Raw genomic sequence first — 14,613 nt, forward strand, 5'->3', positions numbered from 1 at the left:
CTTAATCCTCGAAAAAATTTGTCGAATTTTCAAAAAACTTTTATAGGGAAAAAATCCGGGCTTTAGAGGCACCGGATTAATTGCGTTTATCGTAAAAAACACCATCTGTCTGGAGTGCTTCATACGGATTTGAATACTTGCTCATCGTCTTCTTTTTCACTTTGACTTCCTGTAAATCTTCTTTCACAGCCCGGCTCAGCTTTTGCAGGTGCTGCTCAATCTCCTGGTTCATTAAATGAATCTCATGTCCAAGCTTTTGCTCTTCCTCCGTAAAAGGCGGCTGAATGCTTGGAAGAATGTCACCGCGCTGGTCCAGCAGCTCTTCAACACCTTGAATTTGACTGTCACGATCCTCATTCGCTGCCTGAAGCAGATCAAGCAGCCTTTTCGTCATTTTATGACAGTCATGAACCGGCGTCATTATACCCGGCCGCCCGCACCAACATGCTGCATGCGGCGGTTTATTTGAATAACCTGCTTCCACGTGTCGCGGAACTCCACGACAAACCCTTCTACTTCTTTTAACATAGCTGGATCATTTTTAATGTTCGCCTCAACAAGACGTTCATGGAGAAATTCATAAAGAGCCAGCATGTCCTTGCCTAAGTCTGTATCTGTTTTTAAAGTAATACTCAGCTCGCGGATAATCGCCTGCGCTTTTTGTACATTTATATTTTTTTGCTGAATATTTTTTTCCTTCATCGCCCGCTCAGCCAAGTGGATAAATTTAATGCATCCATTGTACAACATTAACGTCAATTCACCAGGCGATGCTGTATTAACTGAATTATTCGCATACGCCTGTTGTGGGTTGTTCATTGCCAAAAGAAAGACACTCCTTTTTTAAAGTTTATTCTTATTAACTAAAATACTGTGCTAAAGAAGCAGACTGTGCACTTGCTTGCTGCATTGCTTTTTCCATCGCTGTGAATTGTTTCCAGTAACGATCTTCTACTTGTGTTAACCGGTCTTCAAACCGGCTGATGCTGTTATCTACACTTGTTAGCTGACGGCCGATGGCAAACTTTTGATTTGTATATCCGGCACTCCCGGCCCGATCTTTTAATTGATCCATTGCTTTATCGACTGTGTTATTTAAACGGTGAATAATTCCTTGCTCGCCAATAGGAGAAGTACTTGATCCTCCGATAAACAACGCTTCAATGGCTTCTGGATTTTCAGCTAATGCTTTTTTCAACTTTGTTTCGTCAATTTCCAGCTTACCGCCTTCCAAGTAGTTCTTTGAAGTGGTAATACCGATTTCAGCCAGCTGGTTATAGTTCGAATCTGTATTAGCATTTACAACAGGCTGGGAAAAGTTGCTTCTCATTGCGGAAAGTACTCCAGTAAGTGTAGTATCCCGCCGAAGCAGTCCGCTTTTTGCTTTTTCCTCCCACTGTTCCTGCTGCTTGTCTGTAAGTTGTTCTCGCTGCTCATCGGTCAGTGGTGTGTAAGAGCGATAGCGTTCTTCCGATGTCTTTGCGCTAATGGCAGCAATTAATGTATTGTATTTTTCAACAAAGTCTTTAATGTTGTTGTAAACCGTGTCAGTGTCTTTACTCACTGATAACGATGCAGTTTCTCCAGCTGCACTGTCTTTGTTTAATGTGAATGTAACACCATTTATTTCAAACTTATTTGAATCGCGGGTTGTTGTTAAGCCGTTTATTGTAATTGAAGCATCCGTACCATCAATATTTGATGGGTTAGTACTATCAAGTTTTAATAAATCTTTGAAGGTTGTGCTAACTGAAATGTTTCCAGCACCACTATTAAAGTCCCCTGTTTCTTTCTGCATCATTGATATTTGACCAGACGCAGAATCGTAAAACAAAGAAACACCCGCTCCAGAATTATTAACCTTGCTGATTACACTATTTATAGAGTCTGAGGAATTAAAAAGAAAATCTTCCGTTACGGAACCTTTTGAATTTTTTGTTGTAATAGAAAATTTCTCATAACTACCCGGGTCAGTAGTCACATAGTTTACTTTTATACTTGCTCCTGAAGCAATTGCAGAGCCAAATTCTAAATCTCCGTTAGCGTTAATTTTAACCTCCGTTGCTCCTAGTGTTGCTGTAGAGGTTGAGTCTACTACTGTATAATTAGTACCATTTACACTTACAGACATATTGGCCCAATCAGCAGTTTTAATATTTGTTACACCTAAATTCAACCCGGTAGTACTGCCATTTCCTGATAATGTTTTCGTCTTTGCTTGACCAGTGAAAGAAAAGGTAAAACCGTCATCAAATGTATTAGCCGCGTCTGAAAATGCTTTAGACGCATCTACTGTTCCACTATTTTTCAGAGAACTTGTTACCCATGTCTCTGCTTTTGCAAGAGTAACATTCGAAATATTATAGGAACTTGAAATAGCTGCAGAAGACGCTGTAGCTGTAACCAATGCTTCATTAGATGATGATACCGAACTAGCCCGGTAGTTTTGTGTCCGTTTCATTCCCGTAGAAGACGTTAAGTTTTTAAAGTCATTGAGCAGGAGGTTCATTTCCCGATACTGGTCCCTCTGCCACTCTAGCGTTTGCTTTTTCTGTTTTAATTTATCAAGCGGTATCCGCTCTGCTTTCATTAAGTCTTTAATAATCGACTCAGTGTCCATGCCACTGGCCATTCCGCCTACGCGAAGCACCATAATCGTTGTCCTCCCTACGCTTTTTTATCGACGAATAAGCCGATAAATTCGGTCATTGCCGCATACATGTCCAATATTTTTTTCGATGGAATTTCTTTAATGATTTCATCTGAGTGGTTATCCACGATCACCGCGTAATATTCCTGCAGTTCATCATGGTATTCAAATTGAACGTGCGTCTGGGTCGGCTGTAAAAACGTGTTGACCTGATCCGCAAATTTTTGCAGCTCCTCCTCCCTTACCGGAGTGCTCGGCTCAGCCGCTTCTGCTGCAGGCTTTTGCTCTGCTTCTACTGCTTTTGTTTCATTTGCTTCAATTGATTTGGCTGTTACTGGTATTGTTCTTTCGCCTATACGATCAACCATCGTTTTGCCCCCTTCATGCACATTTTCTTTTCTTTATATCGGCGTGTTTCTTTTTTTGTTAAACAAAATTTGGACAATTCGTCTTATTTTACAAAACACTGACATTTCTTCATCAAAAAAAAGCCTTCCTTCCCGTTATATAAGGAAGAAAGGCTTTTTCATCATAAAAATGTAACTGGCAGCGGCTTTAAGCGTGCTTCAATCTGTTCACGCTGTGGCTCTAAAAATGGCGGCAGTGCCAGCGATTCACCGAGGTGCTCCAACTCTTCATCTGTGTCAAAGCCGGGGCCGTCGGTAGCCACTTCAAACAGGATGCGGTTTGGTTCGCGGAAATAAAGAGATTTAAAGTAAAAGCGGTCCACAAATCCAGAATTGCCGATACGCGCTTCACGAACACGTGCAATCCATTCGCGCAGTTTTTCTTCGTCCTCCACCCGGAAAGCAACATGGTGAACTCCTCCGCGTCCCGGCCGTTCAGGCGCAAGATCGTTTCGCTCTTCCACATGCACTTCTGCTCCTGTACCGCCTTCCCCTGTTTCGAAAACAATGACGTCCGGCTGTCCTTCTACAGGCGATGGATATCGCTTCGCTTCGCGGAAGCCCATCAGTTCAGTTAACGCAGCAGCAGTTGGTTCTGCAGCAGGCACAGTTAAATGTACCGGTCCGAGCCCAATGATCCCAGCCTCAGCCGGCACCGGGCTCTTCTCCCACGGTATACCGCCGGCGACACCCTCGTTTCCTTCATCCGACACAAGGAAAAACCGCTGTCCTTCGAAATCCTGAAACGGCAAAGCTTTCCGGCCGCCTTGATCGATGATAACTTGATGCTTAACACCAAATTCGTCAAACCGGCTTTGCCAGTAATCGAGCGCTGCATCGTTCGGCACGCGCAGAGAAAGACCTGAAATAGAATTGTTTCCGTTCCGGTTCGGTGCGGCCATTGGAATTTCAAAAAACGTCAGCTCCGTCCCCGGGTTTCCTCTTTCATCGCCGTAAAACAAATGATACATCGATGTTTCATCCTGATTGACCGTTTTCTTAATTAAACGCATTCCCAGTACTTCCGTGTAAAACGTCACATTTCGTGCTGCATTCGCCGTAATGGCTGATACGTGGTGAATGCCTTTAAACTCCATTTTCATTCTCTCCTTTTTATGACTGAATTTTTTTCAGCAGCTCAAGCAGCTGTTTCTTTTCTTCTATCGAAAGCTTTCCGAATTGATCCGCTTGAAATTGCTCCTGCACCGGCAGCACTTCCTCTACGAGTGATCTTCCAGTTTCGGTCAGCGTAATATATTTCGTTTTCCATTCGCGCTCTCTTGTGACCCAGCCCAGCTTTTCCATTTTCGAGAGCATATGCGTCACATTACCTTTTGTGACCAGAAGCTTTTCCGCCAGATCCTGCTGGCAGATACGGCCGCTCGCCCTAATTTGAGCCAGCGCATCAAATTGTGCAGCGGAAAGTCCCCACTTTTTTAAATGCTGATTAGACTTGCGGATGCTTTCGTTGTAAAAGCGTGACAGCCGAAACCAGGCCAGAATGCTGATCATCCGCTCCCGTTTCTGCATCCGTCTCACTTCCTTTCATTTGGTATAATCAATTTAATATTAAACTGAAAATCAATCAAGAAAAAAGCTTACCTGTTACGAGTGAACTCTATTTAACGACTAAATAGAATAATTCAGACCAAGCGCAAATGCGACCCAGGCCGCGTACGACATCATGAGCCTACCTGCTACAGTGTCAGCCTGGTGAAATTCATAGGCGGTCCATGTAATGGCGCCAAGCATAAGGACCATTTCCACAAAAGCAGTCCCGCGCAGCCCACAGCGGAAAAATAAAAAGGACCATAAAAAGTTCAGCCCGAGCTGAAGGGCTATTGTCGGTTTCCGGACGGATGCCCGGTACTTCGCAATGCCCATGGCTGTGTAAAGCCCGGTCCATACAACCGGGAATACCCAGCCTGGCGGTGAAAAAGACGGCTTTTTCAACTGCTGGTAATCTTCTCACGTATTTCGATTGGCGACTGCACCTATGATCGATCCGCCGACAACAGGCAGCAGGACACTGGCGGCCAATTTTTTTCCATTTAAAACGTTCATGGGCAAAACTCCTTTACTCGGTATACTTTTATTTTGCCGCTGTCCCTCTTTTCAAAACAAAAAACACCGTCTAAGACGGTGCAAGACAAACCTCTTTATAATTACACATCTGGCAGCGCTGCTCATAAGAAGTCCGCGGAAAGTCATCGAGTTCAGCCGGCTCGTTGGATAGAATATCAAGCTGATAGCGGCGCATCATGTGGACACTTTGCTTCATTTTCTCCAGCATGAGCGCAATGTCTCCTTCACTGAGCGTGTATGATTTTTGCACGCCGGTCAGCACGTATTCGTTGCGTATTTGAATATCCTCCACCCGCGCATCGTATTTCTGCATCAAATAATACGCATAAAGTGCCAGCTGGCTCCGGTCATCTTCCGCTTCCTTACCAGTTTTCCAATCGACAATGACCCACTTATCCGTTTCTAAGTCGCGGTATAACAAATCCATCACGACAAAAATTTTCACCCCGTCAACGGTCATAAACCGGAATTCCTCGGCCTGCTGAAACTGCATCGTCTGAGGGCGGCCGGTAATATCGCCAAAGGATTTACTCGCCAGAAAGTTCTGGAATACGATGGGCAGGCGGCGTCGGTATTCTTCTGCTTCCATCCGGTTCAGTTCGCCTTCATAATACATATCGTACAGCATATGAAAACGGGCAGGCTTTTGCAGCCATTGCTGCTTCCGGTCGCGGGAATCGAGGTACGCCTGGTTCAGCATCTTTCTTGCTTCTCCCACAAGCTCCGCGTCCGTCATCACATAGCCATGGTTAAGAAACATACGGAGCGCTCGTTCTGCCAGCTCATGCACAATTTGCCCAAATGCAATCGGCACATTTTTCAGCTTCTTCAGCCGGTACACGTGCTTAACTGCTTCATCTGCATCATACAGCCAGCCGTTATGGCCGGCGTAATACTCATACGCATATTTTCGTGCGCACGTCATCAGTGTTTTATGGCGCGAAAACGACCAGGAGAATTCAGGAAACGCTTTGACCTCAAACATGATTCCGCCTCCGCATTTCCAAAAACGCTTTGATCATGCCATAGGTTACTTCTTCCGGCACCTGCTCTTTAATCGGCTTCAGCCGGTCCGCTCCTGCTTCTTCAACAGCCCGCTTAAGCACTTCGTGATGATGAACCGGCACCAGCAGACCGAGATTCACATCAAGTCCTTCTTCCATGCACTGAATCAAATGATTTTCGACCGTTCCGACTGTCAGGTTTCGTTCCGCCGCAATCGCTTCGGCAGCCATTCCTTTTTGATGCAGCTCGAGTGTATCTAAATAGGAGTTAACCGATTTTTTCTTTGGAGCAACTGCGGCAGGATCAGCGGTCAAATCTCTTTGACGGTCCGGGTTTTCTTCTGTGTACGCTTTGATCGCAGCTAAAAATGCAGCTCCGTATTTCGCCATTTTGCTTTCTCCGACACCGCTAACAGAAAGAAAATCTTCTTCATCCATCGGCAGCTTGGCACACATATCGTGAAGTGTGTTATCAGAAAAAATAACAAATGGCGGTACGCCCGCTTCCTCCGCAATGTTCTTGCGAAGCGCACGGAGCACATCGAACAGTGGGTCGTCTGCGGCAATTTTTTTCGTTTGTACCGCTTCCTTGCGCATCACGGTCTCCCTGCCCAGCAAAACCTCCCGTCCCAGCTCTGTCACAAAAATGGTTGGAAACTGTTTTTGTTCAACGCCGATCAGCTCCTGCGAAATTAAAAACTCAATAAAGTTGGTGACATCCTTCACGCTTTGCTGCTTTAAAATGCCATAAGTGGACAAGCTGTCAAAGCCGAACTCCATCAGTTTTTTGTTGCGTGACCCTGTGAGTACCTGCGCTGTCATCGCTTTGCCGAACCGCTGTCCCATCCGGATCACGCAGGAAAGCACCATTTGTGCTTCTTTTGTCACATCAACACTATTGCGTGAATCAGTGCAGTTGCCGCAGCGGCCGCACGGCTTGGCACCTGGATCACCAAAATACGCCACAATAAATTGCTGCAGGCACTTTTCTGTATGGCAGTAATCCACCATGCCTTGCAGCTTTTCAAGCTCCTGCGGAATGCGGTCGCGTTCAAGCGCCTGGTCAATTAAAAAGCGCTGTGTCTGTACATCCTGCGACGAATAAAGCACAATACACTCACTGTCGAGGCCATCACGCCCTGCACGGCCGGCCTCCTGATAATAGCTTTCCATATTTTTAGGCAGCTGGTAATGAATGACGTAGCGGATGTTGGACTTATCAATCCCCATCCCAAATGCATTGGTGGCGACCATGACGGTTGCTTCATCTGCTAAAAACCGGTCCTGCTCCCGTGCCCGCTCCACATCGCTCATTCCGCCGTGATAACGGGCAACGGAAATGCCCGCCCGCTGCAGGCGTTCATGCAGCCCGTCGACCGTTTTCCGGGTCGCGGCATAAATAATGCCTGATTCCTTTTCGTTTTTCTTTAAATAGTCTTTTAAAAAGCTGTTCCGGTCTTGTCCCTGAACGACAGAGAATGATAGGTTCTTCCGTTCAAATCCAGTTATAACCGTATTTTCCTCTTCGATAGAAAGAAGACGGCAAATATCCTCGCGCACATGCGGCGTAGCCGTCGCAGTCAGCGCAAGCACAACAGGATTATTTGGAAACAGCTCGGTCATCCGCTGAATATGGCGATAGCTTGGCCGGAAATCATGCCCCCACTGCGAAATACAGTGCGCCTCATCCACAGCGATCAGCGGTACCGTCAGCTCCTTTAAATCTTCAATAAACGAATACGACTCAAGCCGTTCCGGCGCTATATAAAGCAGCTTGTATTCTCCGTTTCGCGCCGCTTTGATGGTTTCATATATATCTGTGCCCGTCATCGTACTGTTAATATACGCCGCCGGGATTCCTGCCGCAAGCAGCGTATCAACTTGATCCTTCATTAAGGAAATAAGCGGCGAGACCACAATCGTTGTTCCTTCCAGGACAAGTGCCGGGATCTGGTAACAGAGCGACTTTCCTCCGCCTGTCGGCATTACACAAATCGTATTTTCACCGCTTAATACGTTGGTTATTGCCTGCTCCTGGCCCGTCCGGAATGAATCATAGCCGAAATGTGACTGCAAAAAGCTGCGTGCCTCTTCCAGCATGCAAACACCTCTTTGTTTTTCTTTCATTTTAGCACATTTAAGAAAAGCGTAGGACGCCTAGCTTTAAGCGACAAGCATAAGATGGGTACTGACGGAGGCGTTTTGTGCCGCCAGAAGAGTTTTTCTTGTGGAACAAAAGTTAAGAACGCGGCATCGTGCCGCAACACTTTTGTGACTCACGTCCTGCGAGCCCTCGAGCTGATGGCGTCTGGAGCTAGACATTATAAAAAAGATACCTCTTTATTGTCACTTACCGACAATGAAGCGTTTACATTTTTAGTTTCCGTGAACATTGTTCCTGAAATCGAATCCGCATACACTAGTAACAAGATAACATTCCTTTTAGGAGGTGCTTTTTATGGAAGCGGTTACGAGAGATTTCTTTCTTTTTCTTTCTAAAAATAAAACATTAAATCATTTGGCCCAAAGCCGCGGCAGCAACTTTGCGGCCGGTAAAATCATTGGCGGCACGGACTTTGCCAGCTCTATCGCCTATATTAAAGCTCTAAACGAGCAGGGGTTGTCGGTAACGGTTGACCATCTTGGTGAATTTGTCGATTCCCCACAAGTGGCAGCTGAGCGGACAGAAGAGTGTATCGAAACGATTCGCATGATTCATAGAGAAGGACTTGATTCTCACGTTTCATTAAAAATGACATCACTCGGCCTTGATATTGACCGGGAGCTGGTTGTCGCGAATATGACCCGCATTTTAGACGAAGCAGAAAAACTCGATATCATGGTCACCATTGATATGGAAGATGTTACCCGCTGTGAGGCAACACTTGAGCTGTTTAAGCAGTTTAAGAAGCAATACAAAAATGTCAGTACTGTACTTCAGGCTTATTTATACCGCACTGAGCAGGACTTAAAAGAACTCAGCCGCCTGAATCCTTTCCTTCGCCTCGTCAAAGGCGCTTATAAGGAAAGCCCGGAACATGCTTATCCGGACAAAGCAGATGTGGACACAAACTATATGAGACTCATCGAACAAAGTCTGCTGGCCGGCAATTACACAGCCATCGCTTCACACGACGAAAACATGATCGAATTTACAAAAGCGATGCAGCGTAAGCACAATATTCCGCTTGAACAGTTTGAATTTCAAATGCTGTACGGCATGCGCACTTCTTTGCAGCAGGCACTAGTGAAACAAGGCTACCGCGTCCGTGTGTACGTGCCATACGGCATGGACTGGTACGGCTATTTTATGAGACGGCTGGCGGAACGGCCGGCAAATATCGCCTTTGCTTTTAAGGGCATGACGAAAAAATAAATAACAAGGAGCGAAACTCATGATCCCATACAAACATGAACCCTTTACTGATTTTTCAAAAGAAACGAACCAGGCTGCATACAAAAAAGCATTGGATGCAGTAGAAAGCAGCCTCGGCGGCCATTACCCGCTCATTATTGGCGGTGAACGCATTACAACTGAAGATAAAATTGTCTCTTATAACCCGGCTGACAAAAATCAAGTGATCGGCTCGGTGTCAAAAGCAGACCAGGCTCTTGCTGAAAAAGCGATGCAGGCAGCATCTGAAGCGTTCCAAACGTGGAAGAAAACCGCCCCGGAAATTCGTGCGAATGTCCTGTTTAAAGCAGCGGCCATTGTCCGCAGACGCCGCCATGAATTCTCTGCCCTTTTAACAAAAGAAGCCGGCAAGCCCTGGCGCGAAGCGGATATTGATACCGCTGAAGCGATTGACTTTATGGAATACTACGGCCGGCAAATGCTTGAGTTGAAAAACGGCGCGCCTGTACTGAGCCGTCCAGGTGAATTTAACCGGTACAGCTACATTCCGCTCGGTGTCGGCATTGTTATTTCACCGTGGAACTTCCCGTTTGCGATTATGGCAGGCACAACGGTTGCTTCCATTGTCACAGGCAACACGGTTCTCCTAAAACCGGCTTCTACAACACCTGTTGTGGCAGCACGTTTTGTTGAAGTACTGGAGGAAGCGGGACTCCCGCCGGGCGTGGTGAACTTTGTGCCGGGCAGCGGCGCAGAAGTCGGCGACTACCTTGTGGATCATCCACAAACCCGCTTTATTACATTTACAGGTTCACGTGATGTTGGTCTGCGTATCTTTGAACGGGCATCTAAAGTCGGCGAAGGCCAGAAATGGATGAAGCGCCTGATCGCCGAAATGGGCGGTAAAGATACGATTGTTGTAGACAAAGAAGCCGATCTTGACCTTGCTGCCCAGTCGATCGTCCAATCCGCATTTGGCTTTGCCGGACAAAAATGCTCCGCCTGCTCCCGGGCAGTCATTGTAGAAGATGTGTATGATGCAGTACTCGAAAAAGCGATTAAACTGACGAATGGCTTAACTGTCGGCAACCCGGTCGACAACCATTTTGTCGGCCCGGTTATTGATCAATCGGCATATGATAAAATAATGAGTTATGTTAAAATTGGTGAAGAAGAAGGACGCATTGTAGCGGGTGGAAGCGGCGACAATGAAACGGGTTACTTTGTTCAGCCGACCATTGTTGCGGATGTAGCGCCAAATGCCCGTTTGATGCAGGAAGAAATCTTTGGACCGGTCGTAGCGTTCGCAAAAGCGAAGGATTTCGATGAAGCCCTCGAAATTGCGAACAACACCGATTACGGCTTAACGGGTGCGGTTATTACCCAAAACCGCTTTAATATGGAAAAAGCACGCGAAGAATTCCATGTCGGTAACTTGTACTTTAACCGCGGCTGTACGGGCGCGATTGTCGGTTACCAGCCATTTGGCGGCTTTAATATGTCCGGCACTGATTCAAAAGCAGGCGGCCCGGATTATCTTCAGCTTCATATGCAGGCAAAAACAACATCCGAAATGCTTTAAAAGGAGGCTGTCTCTTACGCTGCCACGTCAGCTTAAGAGACGCCTCTTGTTTAATAAAGAATCGTTATTCGACCCTTTCAGCACAGCCCACAGGAAACGGATTGCAATTCCCACTGCACAATGCCTTACTTTTTCTTGTTATCACTTTATTATAGAAAGAAGGGATTTCCATGGTCGACACTTCCTTAGTGATCTCCATCGTTGTATACATGGCCGGCATGCTTTTAATCGGGTATTATGCATACAAGAGAACATCAAATTTATCCGATTATATGCTTGGCGGGCGTACGCTCGGTCCTGCTGTCACGGCTCTTTCGGCCGGCGCTTCAGATATGAGCGGCTGGCTGATGATGGGCCTGCCCGGTGCCATGTTCGCAAGCGGTATCAGTTCATCATGGATTGTTATCGGCTTGACACTCGGCGCCTGGGCAAACTGGCTTTATGTAGCGCCACGCCTGCGCATGTATACAGAAATGGCCGGAGATTCCATTACGATTCCAGGCTATCTGGAAAATCGGTTTCGTGACCGCTCCAAAATCCTCCGCCTCGTATCTGGATTAGTTATTATTATCTTTTTCACCTTTTATATTTCATCCGGAATGGTATCTGGCGGTGTGTTATTCCAAAGCACATTTGGTCTCGATTACCATACAGGCCTTTGGATCGTCGCCGGCGTTGTCATTGCTTATACGCTGTTTGGCGGTTTCCTGGCGGTAAGCTGGACGGACTTTGTACAGGGTATTATCATGGTTCTGGCACTTGTTTTAGTACCGGTTGTTACACTGTTTCATGTTGGCGGTATCGGTCCTTCGATTGATACGGTCCGCTCGGTAGACCCGGCTTTCCTGAACATTTTCACAGGAACAAGCTTTATCGGGATTGTGTCCCTTTTTGCCTGGGGACTTGGCTACTTCGGACAGCCGCATATTATTGTCCGCTTTATGGCCATTTCATCGGTAAAAGAAATTAAAAAAGCACGCCGTATTGGCATGAGCTGGATGATTTTCTCCAGCATTGGCGCCATGGTAACGGGCTTTGTCGGGCTTGCTTACTACACAAACGAAAAACTGAGCTTGGCCGATCCGGAAACAATTTTTATCGAACTGGGTAATATTTTGTTCCACCCGATCATTACGGGATTCCTGATTTCCGCCATTTTGGCCGCGATTATGAGTACGATTTCATCGCAACTGCTTGTTACGTCAAGCTCGCTGACGGAAGATTTATATAAAACGTTTTTCCGCCGCGACGCTTCGGACCGGGAGCTTGTATTTTTAGGACGCCTGGCCGTTTTACTTGTCTCGATCGTTGCCTTGATCCTGTCATGGGAACAAAATGCCACCATTTTGGCGCTCGTCGGCTACGCATGGGCAGGCTTCGGTTCTTCGTTCGGCCCAGCGATACTGCTGAGCTTGTATTGGAAACGAATGACCCATTGGGGAGCCCTCGCCGGCATGATCGTCGGTGCCGTTACGGTGATCGTTTGGACGAAAACACCTTGGGCGGCTGACGTGTATGAAATGATTCCTGGTTTTGCCGCAAGCTTACTGGCGATTGTTGTTGTCAGCCTGCTGACAAAGCCGTCTGAAGGAACGGCTCAGCGCTTTGATGAATTTGAACGCACGTTAAACGAATCAAAATAAGGAGGATCCGTCATGGATTTAACCCAGCCGCTTGAAAAAATTCTCTCATTAACGGATTTAAACGAAATGACCGATGTGATCAGCGGTGTGCTGAAAAAACCGGTCGTGATTGAAGATGACCGGTTTTCTCTTTTAGCGTACAGCTCCTATTACATTGAGCAGTTTGACCGGGCTAATCAGCAGACGATTTTTTCAAAAAGCTGGACGACTTCTATTTTGAAGACGTTTATGGATGAAGGCATTGTCGATCAACTAAAGTCGATGCGGGAACCTTTTCGCGTAAAGGAAATGCTGGAAATCGGGCTGAATCAGCGCGTTGTGGTCAGCGCCCGTTTTAAAGAGCACATCCTCGGCTACATTTGGGTGCAGGAAACAGAACCTTCTTTAACGGCGGAGGAGCTCTCCTTTCTGCACGATGTGTCCTTTCATATCGGCAAGGTCCTTCACAAAAAAAACCAGCTGGCGCGGCGGCGTGATGAACGAAAAAATGATTTTTTCCGCAAGCTTATTCATCAGTCCTACCAGACCGACAGCGAAATGAAATGGGAAGCGGCGCAATTACATATTGCGCTGCCTTCTTCGTTTATTGTCACGGTTTTTTTGCTTGATTCGATCGAAGAAGAAACGATCGATGACCTGTATGAAACGATCGCTCTTTTTGCCAACACGCTGGACCAGCCGGCTCATGTGTTCACCGATCACCTGCAAGTCACTGTGCTTCTCGGCGGACCATCGGAAGAACTGCCAGCCAGTGCCCGTGTGCTCGTACGGACGGTGAGAAGCCAGTTTCAAGAGCATGGGCTTTATTCCGGCATTGGCAATGCGTACTCTTCCATGGCGATGCTCAGAAAAAGCTATCTTGAAGCGCTTGAAGTATGCCGGACAGCTGCTTTTCTGCATGACAGCAGTGAGATGGAACCTGAATACAGCCGCCTCGGCATTCTTCGTTATTTAGAGACGATCGCACAATATCACTTGAGCACTCATTATGTAAATGAAGATTTACTCAAGCTCCGTCAAAAAGACGCCGACGCCCACTCTGACCTGGTTCGGACGGTTGAAGTGTTCCTGCTCAATAACTGCCGGATCAAGCCGACAGCAGAGGAGCTTTTTATTCACACAAACACACTTAAATACCGGCTGAGGCAAATTGACGAGCTGACTTCAATCAACTTCGACGACTTTCATACACGCTGCCAGCTGTATATCGATTTGCAGCTGATGAAGCGGGATCTCCGTTAATGCTATAATGAAGAAAAAAGGAGTGAACGCTATGATTCACGTTTTATTTGTTTGTCTCGGCAACATTTGCCGGTCACCGATGGCCGAAGCGATGTTCCGCGACCTTGTTCAAAAAGAAGGACTGAGCGAACGTATTGAAGTGGATTCCGCAGCGACAAGCTCGTGGCACATTGGCTCTCCTCCTCATAAAGGAACACTGGCCAAGCTGAAGGAATATAACATCTCTTCAGAAGGACTGAGCGGCCGCCAGCTTGATGCAGCTGATTTTGAGAAATTCGACTATATCATTGGCATGGATGAAAGCAACATCACCAACATTCGTGACATGCTGGGCCAGCCGGATCATCCGAAAATTATTCGCTTTTTAGATTTAACGGAGCATCAAAAAGACGTACCCGATCCGTACTACACAGGCGACTTTCAAGAAACGTATGACCTCGTGCTGGACGGCTGTGCGGCGCTGCTCGAAAAAATCCGCGCGGAGCATGCGCTTGTGTAAAACAAAAGGACTGCCTTCACATGAACTGCACCCCAATTGTTAGACACAACTAACAATTGGAGGTGCAGTTTTTTTATGACTAAATACGACAGTGATACCAAACTTGCAGCTGTTCAAGCTTACCTTAAAGGAAATATATCTTATAA

14 protein-coding genes are annotated in these 14,613 nt (G+C 46.6%); 5 read left to right on the forward strand and 9 right to left on the reverse strand.

Translation table 11 applies throughout. From position 1 onward, the window contains the following. Window positions 1–76: 76 nt before the first annotated feature. The 9 genes from fliT to recQ form a co-directional block, all read right to left on the reverse strand. Window positions 77–421, reverse strand: coding sequence for a flagellar protein FliT (fliT, locus tag RIN81_RS14045; protein ID WP_309091185.1), 345 nt, complete (start codon window positions 419–421; stop codon window positions 77–79). After that, window positions 421–825, reverse strand: a complete 405-nt coding sequence (fliS, locus tag RIN81_RS14050) for a flagellar export chaperone FliS (protein WP_309091187.1) — start codon at window positions 823–825, stop codon at window positions 421–423. Before fliS ends, fliT begins: the two co-directional genes overlap by 1 nt. 34 nt (window positions 826–859) lie before the next feature. Next, complete coding sequence (fliD, locus tag RIN81_RS14055) at window positions 860–2,653, reverse strand: flagellar filament capping protein FliD (protein WP_309091189.1); 1,794 nt, start codon at window positions 2,651–2,653, stop codon at window positions 860–862. Between the two features lie 14 nt (window positions 2,654–2,667). After that, entirely contained in the window at window positions 2,668–3,018 is a 351-nt protein-coding gene (flaG, locus tag RIN81_RS14060) for a flagellar protein FlaG (RefSeq protein WP_309091191.1), read from the reverse strand. 161 nt (window positions 3,019–3,179) lie between these two features. Then, complete coding sequence (locus RIN81_RS14065) at window positions 3,180–4,154, reverse strand: ring-cleaving dioxygenase (RefSeq protein ID WP_309091193.1); 975 nt, start codon at window positions 4,152–4,154, stop codon at window positions 3,180–3,182. A gap of 16 nt (window positions 4,155–4,170) precedes the next feature. Beyond that, window positions 4,171–4,587 (reverse strand): MarR family winged helix-turn-helix transcriptional regulator, encoded by a 417-nt coding sequence (locus tag RIN81_RS14070; protein WP_309091195.1) that lies wholly within the window; start codon window positions 4,585–4,587, stop codon window positions 4,171–4,173. A 99-nt stretch (window positions 4,588–4,686) separates the two neighbouring features. Beyond that, window positions 4,687–5,010: a TspO/MBR family protein gene (locus tag RIN81_RS14075; protein ID WP_309091197.1), complete on the reverse strand. Its 324-nt coding sequence runs from the start codon at window positions 5,008–5,010 to the stop codon at window positions 4,687–4,689. 181 nt (window positions 5,011–5,191) lie between these two features. Beyond that, on the reverse strand, window positions 5,192–6,127 hold the full coding sequence (locus RIN81_RS14080) for a RecB family exonuclease (RefSeq protein ID WP_309091199.1): 936 nt from the start codon (window positions 6,125–6,127) through the stop codon (window positions 5,192–5,194). Next, the gene (gene recQ, locus RIN81_RS14085) at window positions 6,120–8,246 is read right to left on the reverse strand and encodes a DNA helicase RecQ (RefSeq protein WP_309091201.1); all 2,127 of its coding nucleotides are present in this window, start codon (window positions 8,244–8,246) and stop codon (window positions 6,120–6,122) included. Before recQ ends, RIN81_RS14080 begins: the two co-directional genes overlap by 8 nt. A gap of 358 nt (window positions 8,247–8,604) precedes the next feature. Here recQ and RIN81_RS14090 point away from each other — a divergent pair, with 358 nt between their 5' ends. The 5 genes from RIN81_RS14090 to RIN81_RS14110 all read left to right on the forward strand — a co-directional run bounded on the left by RIN81_RS14090 (window position 8,605) and on the right by RIN81_RS14110 (window position 14,467). Continuing rightward, window positions 8,605–9,522, forward strand: a complete 918-nt coding sequence (locus tag RIN81_RS14090; protein WP_309091203.1) for a proline dehydrogenase family protein — start codon at window positions 8,605–8,607, stop codon at window positions 9,520–9,522. Between the two features lie 19 nt (window positions 9,523–9,541). Then, window positions 9,542–11,083 (forward strand): L-glutamate gamma-semialdehyde dehydrogenase, encoded by a 1,542-nt coding sequence (pruA, locus tag RIN81_RS14095; RefSeq protein ID WP_309091205.1) that lies wholly within the window; start codon window positions 9,542–9,544, stop codon window positions 11,081–11,083. Window positions 11,084–11,253: 170 nt separating this feature from the next. After that, entirely contained in the window at window positions 11,254–12,726 is a 1,473-nt protein-coding gene (gene putP, locus RIN81_RS14100) for a sodium/proline symporter PutP (protein ID WP_309091207.1), read from the forward strand. A gap of 12 nt (window positions 12,727–12,738) precedes the next feature. After that, entirely contained in the window at window positions 12,739–13,968 is a 1,230-nt protein-coding gene (locus RIN81_RS14105; RefSeq protein WP_309091209.1) for a PucR family transcriptional regulator, read from the forward strand. Between the two features lie 31 nt (window positions 13,969–13,999). Further along, the gene (locus RIN81_RS14110; protein ID WP_309091211.1) at window positions 14,000–14,467 is read left to right on the forward strand and encodes a low molecular weight protein-tyrosine-phosphatase; all 468 of its coding nucleotides are present in this window, start codon (window positions 14,000–14,002) and stop codon (window positions 14,465–14,467) included. Window positions 14,468–14,613 lie beyond the last annotated feature (146 nt).

It is taken from the genome of Domibacillus sp., from assembly GCF_031181085.1.
GTDB lineage: Bacteria > Bacillota > Bacilli > Bacillales > Domibacillaceae > Domibacillus.